The sequence below is a fragment of the Pedobacter africanus genome (assembly GCF_900176535.1).
Lineage (GTDB): Bacteria > Bacteroidota > Bacteroidia > Sphingobacteriales > Sphingobacteriaceae > Pedobacter > Pedobacter africanus.
The window spans coordinates 166,567-181,389 of record NZ_FWXT01000002.1 but is presented as its reverse complement, the minus strand read 5'-3'; the positions used below and the strand labels follow the sequence as shown (position 1 = coordinate 181,389).

The window sequence follows — 14,823 nt, the reverse complement described above, 5'->3', positions numbered from 1 at the left end:
TCATTTTATGGCCATTTCCTTTTTAACAGCCTTAGATACAATCTTAAGCTTGGTTTCTACAGGCAGAATGCCCATAATACGATGATTGATCTTGTTCCAGAAGCCAGGGATGATCACCGCTTTGCCAGCCAGGCATTGCCTCAGCGCTATCCGGGCAATTTCGGAGGTAGCCAGCAAGCCTATGCGGCCTTTCATGCCCTGTCCTATTATCCGGGCTGATACCCCGGAATTGGTCATGATGGGCCCCGGATAAACTACGCTTACCGATAAATTTGTAGGGCTTAATTCCTCTCTTAAGCCCAGAGAAAATGACGATATAAATGCCTTGGAAGCCGGGTAAACCGTTTTATAGGCAATAGGTGTAAAAGCGGCCATACTGGAAATGTTCAGGATATGACCTTTCTCCTGTCTAAGCAAACCTGGTAAAAGGATCTGGGTAATTAGTACCATGCTTCTGATGTTTACCTGCAAAATCCTGTCAATCGCGGTAAGCGGACTTTCGGTAATAGCCACCGTTCCACCAATACCTGCATTGTTGATCAGAAAATCTATTTCAAAATGCTCATTAATGTAATTTAGCTTTTCAACCAGCAAAATGCTATCCGTCATATCAAATTCAAACACGCTGATCTGTATACCAAACTCCAGCATCAGGTGATCTGCCAGTGATACGGTATTGCTGCCAGGAAGAGCAATCATGATGATGTTCATGCCCATACCTGCGCATTGTATAGAAAACTCACGGCCCAAGCCCGAACTTGCCCCCGTAATCAGGGTATACTTTTTATTTTCCATAGCTGTTAGTTGTGCTGTTTGCTGCCTTCAAAATAAGTGCTCAGGTATTGTTGTATACTTTTTAAATAATCCCGGTCTGCCCTCCCCTCAAACTCCGCATTGTTAAAACTAAAATTTGTGATAAAACGCCTGATGTCGAGACATACAAATGGCTTCCCTATGTAATGCCTGATGCCCGATACGTCTTCCCTGTCCATATAAACTACCGCTTTACGGATAAGGTGTTCCAGTAAAAGCATATTTACATCATCCAGTTCATCTGTAACTGTATAATCAGCCAACGATCTGAGCAGGCTATTGATCATCAGTAACTCTACCCAGCTGCAGGCAAATCCATAATAGGTATAATCTGTATGCTGAATTACGGCCTGTTCTTTAAGCCCTCTACCCGAATATGCGCCTTCTATCTTTTCCAGGAAATCCACCAGCAAAGCTGATGCTGCTGTACCGGCCAATTCATAATCTACCACCACGCTCCTAACTTTTCTAACCGTATCATGTAAAGTTTTCAGATCCGACAATTCTCCCAATAATTTAACGCCCGATCCATTTTCAAAAAGACAACCTTTTAACATAATGTGCTTATTTGTACATTACAAAACTGTCTATATGTTAGCTAAAGAAAAATAAATAACAGACGAGCCGTAGATATTTCAACCTGAGTTGTAAGAAATCTGTGTTCAAAAGAAATCATGTTTTTGTCTTTGCATCAAAAAACAGACACTGCATTTTTTAGCAAACTGCAGCAAAAACCAACCCCATTAAAACATCTAAATCAAGTAGTTAAAGGAATTTACCGGAAATGCAAAATGGCCTTAAAAGAGAAACGGGAATGAAGTCGGAGAGACTATTCCCGTTTATAAGGTCGATCCACCACAGATCAACCTAAACCAAACTAAACCGATATGTTATTTACAAATAGCATGCCAATAATTTCAAACCCTAAAAACAGCTTTATTTTTGGTCTGCATTGGCAAACAAATACCAGATAACTGGTCATAAAATCATAATTTTGTCCAGAAAAGTTAACGCACCCGTCAATCCATATGAAAACCATAAAGATTCCGCCACTCCCGGCCGTACTTCTTGCCATAATTAGTGTACAGGGCGGCGCCGCCATTGCCAAAGGGCTCTTCCCTTTGCTCGGGGCAGCTGGCACCGCTTCTGTAAGGATCGGTTTCTCCGCATTGATCCTTCTTGCGGCTTACCGGCCCAATCTGAAACAGCTTAGCCCGCAACAATGGAAAGCCGTTGTCCCCTATGGAATTTCACTGGGTGCCATGAATGTTATCTTCTATTTCGCTATTGAAAGAATACCTTTGGGACTTGGGGTTACACTTGAATTCATTGGCCCCCTGCTTCTGGCCGTATTTGGTTCTAAAAAGGCGATCGATTTTTTATGGGTAGCACTTGCAGCCCTGGGTATAGCCTGCATAGCGCCATGGGGCGATAAAGGGGCAGACCTGCTGGGCATGTGCCTGGCTTTGCTTGCCGGCGCATTCTGGGCCGGATACATTGTACTTGGGGGCCGCATTTCTAAATTAATGGATGGCGGACAGGCCGTAGCCATCGGCATGATCTTCGCCTCGGTCATTGTGCTTCCATTTGGTATTGCAGGTGGCATACTCAACCATTTTAGCCCGGTTATGCTGTTGTCAGGAATAACACTGGCCTTATTGTCCAGTGCCATTCCCTTTACCCTGGAAATGAGTGCACTAAAAAAAATGCCAGCACGTACATTTAGCATACTGATGAGCCTTGAACCTGCCGTAGCAGCCCTGTGCGGGCTCGTCTTCTTAAAAGAAATGCTTTCCTTTTATGAGTGGCTGGCTGTTGCCCTGGTCATCATCGCCAGTGCCGGTGCAACGCTCAGCAAAGGAAAACAAAACTTATAAATGTTATTTCAGCAATTTATCAATTGCCAGGTAAGTCATAGGATGATAATTTGGCCTCGCCAGCTGGTAAATCGCCTTAGCCTTTTTCAAACCCTCCGGGGTACCCATCATCTCTTTATATAAAGGGATAATGTGCCACATCCTTCCATTTTCCAGCAAATAAGCTTTAATACTGGCATCAGCTAAGGTATAATGATGTCTGATCGCCAATGTATACCAGGCCAGCTGTACATCGGTATTATGGGAGGCTGTAAACTTAAATTCTTTATCCAGTCCGGCCATATCAGCTGCAGTCAATCCGGCTGGCAGCTGACTAATAAAATAACGTCTCTCATTGCTTGAAACAATCTGTTTACCCAGCCCGGTTGCAACCCCAGTTTTTTGCCATCCAGCTACCAGAGCATCGATAGCTCTGAAACGCTCTGCACCTACCACCACAACATTCGAAGGAATACCCGGACCATATACCCAGTCGTTAATCCGTATTTTGCCGGCCAGCCCGGTATCATTTTTTATAAGATGCCTGTTCAGGTAGTCTATAAACTGGACGGTTGTTACGGAGCCAAAAGCATGGCTGTCAAAATAACCACGCAAAAAGGCATCAAACCGCTTCCTGCCTACAGCCTGTTCAATGGTACGCAAAAAGAAAAAGCCTTTTTCATAAGCAATGTCATTTGTACCCTCGTCAGGGTTACGGCCTGTATAATCAGTTTTTAAATGAGTATCCTTGTTGTCGGCCCCCATATCTTTGATCGCCTCATCCAGGGCCTGCCTTGCAAATACCTCTTGCATCTCTGCCTCCTTTCTGCCAAATATCTCTTCGTCTATTCTGCGCTCAAAATAATTGGTAAAACCTTCATTCAGCCAGAAATCGTTCCATGTAGCATTGGTCACCAGATTACCACTCCAGCTATGCGCCAGTTCATGACAAATAATACTTACCAACGAACGATCTCCCGCCAGAATGGTCGGCGTAATAAAAGTAAGGTTTGGATTCTCCATTCCCCCAAAAGGGAAACTCGGCGGTAATACCAGCAAATCATACCTGCCCCACCTGTAAGGACCGTACAACTTTTCTGCAGCATGCACCATTTTGCCCATATCGGCAAATTCCCAGGCAGCCTTCTCCAGCACCGATGGCTCTGCATAAACACCAGTGCGTTCATCTACAGCTTTAAACACAATATCACCAACCGCCAGGGCCATTAAATAAGAGGGGATGGCATGGGTTTGTTTAAACTCGTATACTCCAGTGGTGTTCTTTTCCTGTGGGTTCTCGGCACTCATCAATGCCAAAAGGTCCTTTGGTACGCTTACCTTAGCATTGTAAGTAAATCGTATACCCGGACTATCCTGACAAGGGATCCAGCTCCGCGCGGCTATACTTTGCGATTGGGTAAACAGGTAAGGTTTCTTTTTACCGGCTGTTTGCCGGGGGGCCAGCCATTGCAAAGCGCTGGCATCCTTACCGGTACTGTAATAAATATGCACCGTTTTGGTTTCAGGCAAAACAGCCACCTTTAGTGCTTTACCCAAATATTCCCGCTCAGCTCCATAAGTAAAGCTGGTTTCCTTTTCATCGGCATCCAGTGTTATCTTTGAAACAGCAAGCCCGTTATCATCAAAAATGATCTCTGATGCTTTTCCTGTGTTCTTAATCTTCCAGCTGGCCTTGCCAGTAAGCTGTTTTTTGTCAAAGTCTACCGCGAGCATCAGGTCAAGGTGCTGCACAACAGCCAGCTCAGGATTTGAAAATGAATGCGGATCAGCCTTTTCAATATGCGCTGATGCAGTTCCGGATTTGTGGGCAGGTGACTGGCAGGCCAATATCATCAATACAGGAATAGATAGAAGAAATTGTTTCATGTTCTTGTTTATAACCGCAATCTATAAATTTTTTCAGCAAACGACCAAACTACAACAGATCGTTGGCCAGATTGGCCAGCTCACTGCGTTCCCCTTTATCCAGCGTAATGTGCGCATAAAGCGGATGGTCTTTAGCATGTTCTATAAGGTAAGAAAGTCCGTTACTTTCTGCATCCAGGTAGGGTGTATCTATCTGGTAAATATCTCCCGTAAAGATGATTTTGGTTTCCTCTCCGGCCCTTGAAATGATGGTTTTGATCTCATGAGGGGTCAGGTTCTGTGCTTCGTCTACAATAAAGAAAATCTTACTCAGCGTCCGCCCCCTGATATAGGCCAGCGGTGTAATCACAATCTTTTCCGTACTTACAAATTCATCAATGCGCGCCTGCATCTTAGGATCATCATTAAACTGTTCCTTAATAAACCTTAAGTTATCCCATATGGGGGCCATATAAGGGTCGATCTTCGATTTCACATCCCCCGGCAGAAAACCTATGTCCTTATTGCTCAAAGCAACAATAGGTCGGGTTACATAAATCTGCCTGTAGTCTTTGCGCTGCTCCAAAGCACTGGCTATGGCCAGCAAGGTTTTACCGGTTCCGGCTTTTCCCTGTATGGTGAGCAGCTTTATCGCCGGATTAAGCAAAGCATCCATCGCAAAAGCCTGCTCATCATTACGTGGTGAAATATGAAATGTGCTTCGCTTGCTGATTAAGGAAAGCCTGCCTGTTGCAGCGTTGTACCAGGTATTGGCGGTTTTACGCTTACCTTTTAAAACACAGAAATGATTGGTCTGCGGATCTGAAATATCCAGTAAACCGGCCTCCACACTTCCTTCGGATTTCAATATTTTAAAAACCTCATCGGAAACATTGTACAATACCGCCTTACCGGTATACAGCTCATCTACATTTTTAACCTTTCCTGTTTCGTAGTCCTCTGCATAAAGTTCAAGCGATTTCGCCTTTAACCTCAAGCAGATGTCTTTAGAAACCAGTACTACTCTTTTTTCGGGGAATTCCTGTTTAAGGCTCAGGGCCGCATTCAGGATACGGTGATCAAACTTACCTTTACCAAATACCGCTTCTGCATCCACTTTGTCAGGTCTGTTGTCCATCACCACTTTAAAGCGACCGCTTTTATGCCCATTCAAAGGGATCCATTTGTTCATGATCCTGTCGCCGGAAGCATTATCCATAAGTCTGATAAAACTCCTTGCTTCTGCATTACGCGTCTCGTTCCCGTTTTTCATATTGTCCAGTTCTTCCAGCACCTGAATGGGAATAGCCACATCATGTTCCTGGAAATTTCTAAAAGCCATATGATCGTAAAGGATTACAGAAGTATCGAGAACGAATATCTTTTTTTCTACAACGGGAGGTTTGGCTACTTTACTCATGATGCATAAAAATAGCGAAAAGATTTGTATCGAACAGCGCAAAAACAATTAAAGCACCCTAAAAAGAGTGCCTTAACATGGATATTAATTTTGAATCTGATTATACTGTTTTTTAACACACTTCCCCGATCTTACCGCGTTTAAAAAGCGAATTCAGGAATTTACAGCTCAGGGTGCAGCCTCAGCATAGGTAGATGCTATTTTTAATCCATGGACCCTGTTTGTGATGAGCTCTGAACTAGCCCCATAAACACCCCATTTAGGATCGCAATAGTCAGCGTCGAGCGTGCGTCCGTAATACCGCTGTGCACCCCCCAGCAAAGTTTGTTTTATACCGTTGAACCAGAATTCGATAAAACCAACGGTAGCGGTACGCGAAACCTTGATCCTTACTACAAAAGTATTCCAGTTATTTAAAGTTACCGGGCCATTCCATATATAAGTACTGGTTCCACCTGAAGCAGTATGCATCAGTTTGAAATCACCACCAATCGTTTTGATAACAATAGGAAAATTCTGGGTCATATTGGCACCATAGGCCTTCCACTGAAAAAGTGCATTGGTGGTTAAGCCCGTAGAACTCATGCTCAATTGCGACCGCCAGCCCAGGTAAATATCGTCTCCCTCTACAGCATCAAAGCCTTGTGCAGCATGAACTTCACAACGATTACTGCCAATCTCCTTGGTAAATCTCCATATTTTTCCGTAAGTCGCGTTGTTTACAGCCGCCAGGGTTGCAGGAGCATCTACATTTAGCACTTTAAAGATCCCGGTGCCCAAATTTGCGTCCCCATCCCATAATATGGATTGAATACCCACATCAGCTGCCCTGGCCTGGTTTAGCGTAGTCTTTTCAGGATGCAAGGTTTCAGTAACTGCTCCGCCTTCTTTTTTGCAGGCGGGAAAAAGAAAGGCATAGGCGCCGCATAATGCGACCATGATTAATTTGTTTTTCATTGAATTAGTTTAAGAGGTTTTACAATAACAATGAGCCTGTTCAGAAAAACCCTCCGCATCATTATCTGTGTTCAACATGGTTTTCCTAAACCTCTCAAGGTTGTTAATAATGCTTTGAAATTAAGAGGTTAAAAAATCAGTAAGACGAATATAGCGGATACAAAGCAGGCATAATTATGCGCTACTAACCTGATAGTAAACCATATGAGCATTTTTGATCTGGCAAAAACCGCATAAAAAGAAAACGGAGAACTCCTCTTTCGATTCATTTCTCCGTTTTCACCTCTCCTACAGCCGTAGCCGTAAAAAAAGCATCAATCCGTTTTATTACTTTACAATACGTGTGTTTCTTCAGTTCCTTCGAACTTGGAAATCCGTTATACTTACTTTAGTAGACAATCCCGTAGAATCGTTCATCTGCTGTAAGGCCTGTTCCGGTTCAGCTGTTATTCCTTTTTGCCTCTCGGCCTCAGGTAATGTAGGTCTTCTTCTCTGTCTCCTTTGAATCCGATCCTATGCTGTTCCTTCGAAAATCCCAGAAGCTTTTGCCCGGAGGCCAAGTGTTTCTTTTTGGAATATTTCTTTCAGACTGTCAAAGTACTTCGTAATTGATAGATCTAATATACGGGGAATTATTACTTTAAGCAAATATATCTAAATGTATTTATTCACAAGTTTTTAACAGGTTTTTAACAGGTTATCAACATCTACCCGCTAATCAGCACCCAACTCCTCTATCGTAAATGCCTTTTGGCGTCCTTTCAACCTTTGCCGCACTTTTGCAACCTCTGCAGCATTGATCTTACCTGCGTTATTTTGCCAGGAACCACGGATAAAACTCAGTACCTGCGCTACATCCTCATCAGAAATTTCCTCACTGTGTGCAATACCGGGCATATCTGCCGATATCTCCGGTGCTTCATAAACGTACCCATTGATTTTTACAGGACCGGTAAGCCCATACAAAACTATGGAAATCAGTTTTTCTTTATTTCCTGTTACCCACTCCGACTTGTTTAAAGGCGGGGCCAGCGATTTGATGCCGTTTCCATCGGTAGCATGACAAGTCTGGCAACTCGAGGCAAACAAAGCCGCCCCTTTTGGAAATTCCTTTGCCAGCATCAAAGGGTCCTGGTTTTTACGCGAACTCCTTATCCTGTTTACCAGGCTTTTCAGTTGCTTATTGACTACAAGATTGGTATCCGGTTTAAGGGCCAGCACCTCTTCTGCAAACGCTTCTTCACGGTAGGCCAGGTTGCTAAGCACTGCCGAGGCCACATAAGGATCATCAGGATATTTTTTAACCAGTTCCAGCAACAAACGCTGCGCAGCTGCTCCGTCAAACGGCCTGATGTAATGTGCAGCAAAAGCAATATAAACTGCTGCTCTGGCATCATTTTGTGAAACCATATCCCTCAGCGCCTTAACATAGTATAAATAAGAACTTCCATTCATTACAGAAGGTATAACACTCAAAGCCTGCATCCTGACTGGCCATGATTCCGATTTTAACAATGCCAGTACCTCATTGGTTTGCAAAGCAGATAAGCCTTCCAGCACCCACATGGCATGCATAACCTGCAAAGGGCTACCACTTTTAAGCGTCTCACGCAAATAAGGCACCGCAGCATTATGATGACTATCAACCAGCATTTGCTGGGCCATATCCCGCACTTGTCCGTTTGCATCTCCCAGCAAGGCTACCAGACTTTTAGCGTCCTGGTTAAACTTGACTTTAGCAGCTGCCTTGTTTTTAGGCAGCACTTTATAAATCCGTCCGCACCCCAGAGGTTCCGATAGCTTTCTTTGTTCTATTACATTTTTAAGATAAGGTGTCACATAAGTTTTGTGCTGGATAATCCCCCGGTACATATCTACTACATATAACGCACCGTCCAGGCCGTTATATAAACTCACCGGACGAAAACGCTCGTCGGTACTGGCCAGAAATTCTTTGCCCTGATAAGCCTGTTTACCTGTTACCACAAGCCCATTTTCAACAAGGATATCCCGCTTAATCAGGTTGGCAGAGGGCTCTGCTACAAAAGCATTAAAACGATAGGCGTCACCAAATAAATCACCTCTATAAATTATAGGGCCGCAAGCTGCTGTAAAATTCCTTAAGCGCAAACTGTCGTCCAATGTACCTGGCATATAGCCCCTGTTTACACCCGGAGTCGGCCTTGCCGGATAAACGCGGTTATCCTTTACTGTCCGTTCTGAAAAGCCCTCTACTGTTCTCTGGTGGGGATTCGTTGCCCCATAGCCAGGGGCAAAATAATCACCCATCAGGTTGGTAGAGTTATCGTTATAATACAAACGTCCATAGTCATCCTGACTGATACCCCACTGTCCCCTGAAATGGGTTTCCTCAATGATCCACTGTAAACCTTTTTTACGGTAGCGTTTGGTCGACTTGGCATTGTAGATCCAGTTGTCCATAGCCCTCAGCAAGCCATTGGGCTGATGTTCCACATTACCCTCATCCGCATATTTACTATCTACCAATATTCTCTTTCCGGGTTTATCGTTATGGATCTCATAATACCAGAGATTCGGTGATTCGGCTACCAATATGCCTCCGTCGATCAGACAAATTGCCCTGGGCAGCACCAGTGAATCCAAAAATACTTTTCTTTCATCCGCCACACCATCCCCATTTTTATCTTCCAGGATCACAATTTTCCCATTGGGTTCATCTTCTCCTTTTCCATACACATCCGGCATATAACCCATCATTTCCACCACCCAAATCCGTCCTTTATTGTCAAATGTCAGTGCTACTGGAGCTGTAACAAGAGGTTCAGCAGCAACCAGCTTTACTTCAAAGCCCTCTTCGACCTTCATTAGCCTAATGGCCTCAGCAGCATTGATCACTGGCGATCCTGTAGTATCTGGTACAACCGTAGTACCTGTATTTGTTTTTTTATAGGTCTGGCATTGATACAAGGTAAATACCAGCGCTGCCATAGCGATGTAAATGTATAATTTCATAAAGCTTTAAAGTTCCTGGTTTTCTATGGCGGTTATCTTTGCCAGTCTTTTTACATGGCGCTCCTCATGGGTAAATGAAGCTTTTAAAAATGCAAGGGCAATGTCTTTCGCCAGTTCAATTCCGATAACCCGCTCTCCCATGCACAATATATTTACATCATCATGTTCAACACATTGATGTGCAGAATAAGTGTCATGACAAACACCGGCCCTTATCCCCTTAAATTTATTGGCAGCAATACTTACCCCCACTGAGCTTCCGCATACCAGTATCCCTCTGTCGCCCTTCCCGGCAATAATTGCCCGCGCCACATCGGCAGCATGGTCGGGATAATCGCTTGGCTCATTGGTGTATGTCCCCAGGTCCAGGATCTCATATCCCGCATCCCTTAAGGTACTAGTCAAAATATTCTTATAGTTGAAGCCTGCGTGATCCGACCCAATAATTACTTTCATTGCTTTATTTTTTTACTACGTGGAAACGTATATTTGATAAAATGTTCTAATGTAGCCAAAAGAATAACTTTGTACAAAACCGATTTGTGCTTTTTATTGTAGCGTTTCTATGACAGCATACGTTTCAATAAAGTCACATTTACAAATTCTAAAAAATAATTATGAATAAATCAACTTACTTTAAAACCTTGACTATCGCTGCAGCGCTAACACTTGGCGCATTGTTGTTCAATTCCTGCTCTAAAGATCCGGCCCCCACACCTGAAATTTCTTATCTGAACATCACCAATGCATCCCCGACATTAAACAGTTACAATATATACGTTGGATCAGCAAAAGTAAACCCCGCGGCATTGGGCTTTACGAGCGTTGTTCCCTACGGGCAATACGTTCCGGGTACCAGCGCCATAAAACTAACTACAGGCAGCAGTACTGAAAGCGTATTCACTAAAAACGTAAACCTTGAAGCAAACACTGTACAATCACTTTTTGTAATTGGTAAAGGAGCTACGATCGATTACCTGGTGATTAAAGATCAGCTGGGCAGCCTTACGTCCGACAAAGCATTTGTCCGGTTCATCAACCTCTCACCAGATGCAGCAGCATTAAACCTTACAATTAAAGATGGCAATACTATTGTAACCGATAAAGCCTATAAAGCCAGCAGCGAATTTGTTGAAATCGAGGCAAAAGCCTATGTGCTTCAAATTAAAGACAAAGCAAGCGGAGCAGACAAAGGCCTTACCTTTAACCTGGATGCCAAAGCTGGCAAATCGTACACTGTTATGGCGGCTGGCATGCTTAGCCCGGCCTCTGATACCGAGCAAGCTTTTAAAGGCCACGTGATTAACAACCAATAATAGTTACGCTATAAACAGAAAGGGCGCCTACATTGATACATGTATGGCGCCCTTTGGTTTGTTGGTTTCAGTTCATTAATGCCTTCCCCGGCCATGTCCATGTCCTTTCCCTCTATCATGATCACGGTCCCGGCCCCTGTCACGGCCTCCCCAGTTATGATCCTCCCTGTCGTAATCCCTTGAATAATATTTTTTTCCATGTCCGTGTCCGGAGTAAATTACCCTATGACGGTCAAAATCCCTGTAGGCATTCCTGGAATTTACCACTACTGTACGTCCGTGATAAAGGTCGTATCCTCTCCATCTGGATGGTAAAGACCGTGAAAACCTCCACCTGCTGCCTTCCATATAAATGAACTGACGTTTTGGTACATGATAGTAGCATTCGATATCAGGCAGGTAATAATAATCTACGTAGTCATAGCCCCTTGGCCCCCAGGCCGGCTGCGAACCAATATTTACGCTTATACTCAGCTGTGCCGATGCCTGGTAAGGCAACCAAGCCAATAACCCAAGCAATCCTGTTAATACTAACCTTTTCATAGTCTTGTTATTTTAATGTTTCATTTGTGTGTTGTTAAGCCAAATCTCTATAGCCAACATGAAATCAACATGAAATTTTGGGATTATTATTTTTTTTGTTTTTCATCTTAATTTCATGTTCGATGTTCAACTTTGATCTATAATTACAGTGGCGCGGATATTAAAACACACAAAAGTTTTAAGTTGAGGGGAATGTTAGTTTGCCTCGCAAGAGGCAAACTTTCTTTATATTTACACCATGAGCACGCTTCGTTTTTTACATTTACTTACTGTAGCCACACTCCTCACCTGGCTTCCATCCGGTACCTTTGCCGGCGGCAAACATGCAACACCTTCGTTTTTAACCGAAAATAGCTGGCAGGACAGGCGGGGCAAAAAACAGGAAAAAGGTAAAGAAGGCCGAAAAGAAGAGGTAAAAGAAGTCCCCCAATCCAGGAAACAAGGCAAACCGGAAGAAGTAAAATCTGATAAAAGAGGAAAACCTAAAGACAATAAAAGAAGGAATGACTGATGAAGGTACTGATCGTTGAAGATGAAAAAACCATGGCCTATGAAATGAGGGATTTTCTGAAAAAGGCTTTTTATATCTGCGACCTGGCCCATAACATCAAAGACGGGCTTGAAAAGATGGAAATGAACAGTTACGATTTCATCCTGCTCGACCTTGGCTTACCTGATGGTGATGGCCTTGCCTTATTGCCCAAAGCAAAAAAATACAATCCCGATGCAGCCTATATCATCCTTACGGCAAGAGGAAACCTGGAAGACCGCATCACGGGGCTCGACCTGGGGGCCGACGATTACCTGCCCAAACCATTCTCGCTCCTGGAGCTGCAGTCCAGAATGCAGGCCATAGCCAGACGAAAGTTCAATGTTAAAGAAGAGTTGTTGCCTTTGGGCGATTTTAAACTCGATCTTCAGAAAAGGCTCATCCTCTTTGAACAAAATCATATCGAATTGTCCAGAAAAGAATTCGACATCCTGAGCTATCTCTTTCTGCACAGCAATAGGGTACTTACCAGAATGCAACTCAGTGAGCACATCTGGGGCACCTTTGCCGATGACGACTACGATTCCAATTACATAGATGCGCACATCAAGAACATCAGAAAAAAACTCAATGCCTGGGGACCCACAGATTTTCTGGAAACTGTACGCGGGGTGGGCTACAGAATAAGGAAATAAATGAAACTATCGTCCAAACTGATCCTCTTCATTACCGGCTCAAAATTGGCCATAGTATTGCTTTTTATCATCTCTCTACCTTTCCTGGTTAATGAAATTGTCTCACAGTACATTACCTATTCTTTGCGCACACAGCAAGACAAAGTCATCAGGATCATCCATAAAAACGGAATAGATTATTACCTGCAGGGCGACAACAATTATGGTAGTTATACCATGCTGAAGGAAGAATACATTGCCCTCGAACCGGCAGCCGCAAACAGCAGGATAGATACCATAAAAACAGCCCGGCGTGTGGTAGAGCGCGACACCCTCAATTACCGGATCCTGATGCATACCTTTAATTATGAGCATAAAAACTACCTGCTCGAAATCGGCAAAACCACCAGCAGCATCAATCAATACAGCAAGCCTTTACAACGCATTGCATTGTACGTCCTGATGGGCCTTATTGTGCTCAGCCTGCTGTTCGACCTGTTTTTCACCCGTGTACTCATTAGCCCGCTTGGCAAAATTATCAAATCCAAACTGATCAACAGGAAATTTCCTTTTAAAGACCAGCCCAGCAAAGTACCTACCTCTACGCAAGACTTTAAATACCTGGACGAGTCACTGATCCTGCTCATGGAACAGATCAATGAAGCCTTCGAAAAGGAACGTGAATTTACCGCAAATGCTTCGCATGAGCTCATGACACCCATCAGTATCCTGCAAAATAAGCTGGAAAATATGATTGGTGATGAGCAGCTTAACGACGATGCCGTCATGAAGATTGCCGATATGATGAAAACGCTCGACCGGTTAAAAAAGATCTCTGGTTCCCTGTTGCTCATATCCCGGATTGAGAATGAGCAGTTTGTAAAATCAGATAACATTCAACCCATGCGGCTGTTAAACGAAGTAACAGAAGAGATCAGTCACCGGCTGGAAGAGAAAAAACTCAGGATCAACATCAACCTGAACGAAAGCAAAACGATAAAAGGCGTAAACCACGATCTGTTGTTCCAATTGTTTTACAACCTGATCAACAATGCCATCAAATACAATGTAAATAATGGCAGTATCAGCATCAGTGACGAAGAATCCGGCAAAAGCCGCTATACCATAACCATAAAAGATACCGGGATCGGCATTCCAGCAGAAGAACTTCCTTTCATTTTCGATCGTTTCAGAAAAGCGAACCTGGGCCAGAATGTAGGCTATGGACTGGGCCTTTCCATTGTAAAAAGCATTGCTTTATACCATGGTATCACCATCAATGTAAATTCAAAACAAGGCGAAGGCAGCACTTTCAGGCTTCATTTTCCTCAAAGCAATTGACGGGGCCTTAAAAAAATCAGATATTAGTAATTTTAAAACAGATTATGAAACGACTATTTTTTGTCTTTATCCTGGGGTTATTTTCAACTGCTGCTTTTGCGCAGGCACCAGCACCCATTGTCGGAACTGATATGCCTTTAGCCGGCTTTTACCGGGCCGATGGTTCTGTATTTTCTACAGAACAAATTCCTAAGGGTACAAAATCCTTTATCATGCTGTTCGATGCCACCTGCGAACACTGCCAGAAAGTGGTATCGAACTTTTCAAAACGGAGTAAGGAACTGGAAGGTGCCAATTTTTATCTTGTTTCACAGGATGAATACCGGTCCATCAACTATTTTATGGACAATTTCGGCAAGCCGCTCAAAACCATGAAAAATGTTATGGTGCTGCAAGACCGCAATCATATTTTTATTCCGCTGTTCCATCCCAAACAATATCCTTCCATGTACTTGTATGGAAAAGACAAAAAGCTGGAGCTTTATTCTGCCGATGAAAGGGATGTTCCACGTTTCATCAGCAGAGTTAAATCCAAATAGATAAACGCTGATAC

Annotated in this window: 14 protein-coding genes; 6 read left to right on the top strand and 8 right to left on the bottom strand. The window is 43.5% G+C overall.

What is annotated here, in order from left to right:
• A complete protein-coding gene (locus tag B9A91_RS15100; RefSeq protein WP_084239849.1) occupies positions 1-795 on the bottom strand; it encodes an SDR family NAD(P)-dependent oxidoreductase in 795 nt (264 codons plus the stop codon).
• A 5-nt stretch (positions 796-800) separates the two neighbouring features.
• Positions 801-1,370, bottom strand: coding sequence for a DUF6904 family protein (locus B9A91_RS15095; protein WP_084239848.1), 570 nt, complete (start codon positions 1,368-1,370; stop codon positions 801-803).
• A gap of 471 nt (positions 1,371-1,841) precedes the next feature.
• Here B9A91_RS15095 and B9A91_RS15090 point away from each other — a divergent pair, with 471 nt between their 5' ends.
• Entirely contained in the window at positions 1,842-2,690 is an 849-nt protein-coding gene (locus B9A91_RS15090; protein WP_084239847.1) for an EamA family transporter, read from the top strand.
• 3 nt (positions 2,691-2,693) lie between these two features.
• On the opposite strand, the gene B9A91_RS15085 is transcribed toward B9A91_RS15090, so the two are convergent.
• The 5 genes from B9A91_RS15085 to rpiB form a co-directional block, all read right to left on the bottom strand.
• A complete protein-coding gene (locus B9A91_RS15085) occupies positions 2,694-4,556 on the bottom strand; it encodes a hydrolase/aminopeptidase (RefSeq protein ID WP_084239846.1) in 1,863 nt (620 codons plus the stop codon).
• A gap of 49 nt (positions 4,557-4,605) precedes the next feature.
• Entirely contained in the window at positions 4,606-5,955 is a 1,350-nt protein-coding gene (locus tag B9A91_RS15080; protein ID WP_084239845.1) for a PhoH family protein, read from the bottom strand.
• Between the two features lie 168 nt (positions 5,956-6,123).
• Complete coding sequence (locus B9A91_RS15075) at positions 6,124-6,912, bottom strand: heparin lyase I family protein (RefSeq protein ID WP_084239844.1); 789 nt, start codon at positions 6,910-6,912, stop codon at positions 6,124-6,126.
• Between the two features lie 714 nt (positions 6,913-7,626).
• A complete protein-coding gene (locus B9A91_RS15070) occupies positions 7,627-9,906 on the bottom strand; it encodes a DUF7133 domain-containing protein (protein WP_084239843.1) in 2,280 nt (759 codons plus the stop codon).
• 6 nt (positions 9,907-9,912) lie between these two features.
• Positions 9,913-10,362 (bottom strand): ribose 5-phosphate isomerase B, encoded by a 450-nt coding sequence (gene rpiB, locus B9A91_RS15065; RefSeq protein WP_084239842.1) that lies wholly within the window; start codon positions 10,360-10,362, stop codon positions 9,913-9,915.
• Positions 10,363-10,523: 161 nt separating this feature from the next.
• Here rpiB and B9A91_RS15060 point away from each other — a divergent pair, with 161 nt between their 5' ends.
• Positions 10,524-11,222, top strand: a complete 699-nt coding sequence (locus B9A91_RS15060) for a DUF4397 domain-containing protein (RefSeq protein ID WP_084239841.1) — start codon at positions 10,524-10,526, stop codon at positions 11,220-11,222.
• Between the two features lie 75 nt (positions 11,223-11,297).
• On the opposite strand, the gene B9A91_RS15055 is transcribed toward B9A91_RS15060, so the two are convergent.
• Positions 11,298-11,765: a hypothetical protein gene (locus B9A91_RS15055; protein WP_084239840.1), complete on the bottom strand. Its 468-nt coding sequence runs from the start codon at positions 11,763-11,765 to the stop codon at positions 11,298-11,300.
• A 238-nt stretch (positions 11,766-12,003) separates the two neighbouring features.
• On the opposite strand from B9A91_RS15055, the gene B9A91_RS15050 reads away from it, so the two are divergent.
• From B9A91_RS15050 to B9A91_RS15035, 4 genes are read left to right on the top strand one after another with little or no spacing between them, the layout of a single operon-like run.
• Positions 12,004-12,276: a hypothetical protein gene (locus B9A91_RS15050; RefSeq protein ID WP_084239839.1), complete on the top strand. Its 273-nt coding sequence runs from the start codon at positions 12,004-12,006 to the stop codon at positions 12,274-12,276.
• The gene (locus tag B9A91_RS15045; protein WP_084239838.1) at positions 12,276-12,950 is read left to right on the top strand and encodes a response regulator transcription factor; all 675 of its coding nucleotides are present in this window, start codon (positions 12,276-12,278) and stop codon (positions 12,948-12,950) included. The genes B9A91_RS15050 and B9A91_RS15045 overlap by 1 nt, the downstream gene beginning before the upstream one ends.
• Positions 12,951-14,270: a sensor histidine kinase gene (locus B9A91_RS15040; RefSeq protein WP_084239837.1), complete on the top strand. Its 1,320-nt coding sequence runs from the start codon at positions 12,951-12,953 to the stop codon at positions 14,268-14,270. It begins immediately after the preceding gene.
• A 44-nt stretch (positions 14,271-14,314) separates the two neighbouring features.
• Positions 14,315-14,809, top strand: coding sequence for a redoxin domain-containing protein (locus tag B9A91_RS15035; RefSeq protein ID WP_084239836.1), 495 nt, complete (start codon positions 14,315-14,317; stop codon positions 14,807-14,809).
• Positions 14,810-14,823: the final 14 nt, after the last annotated feature.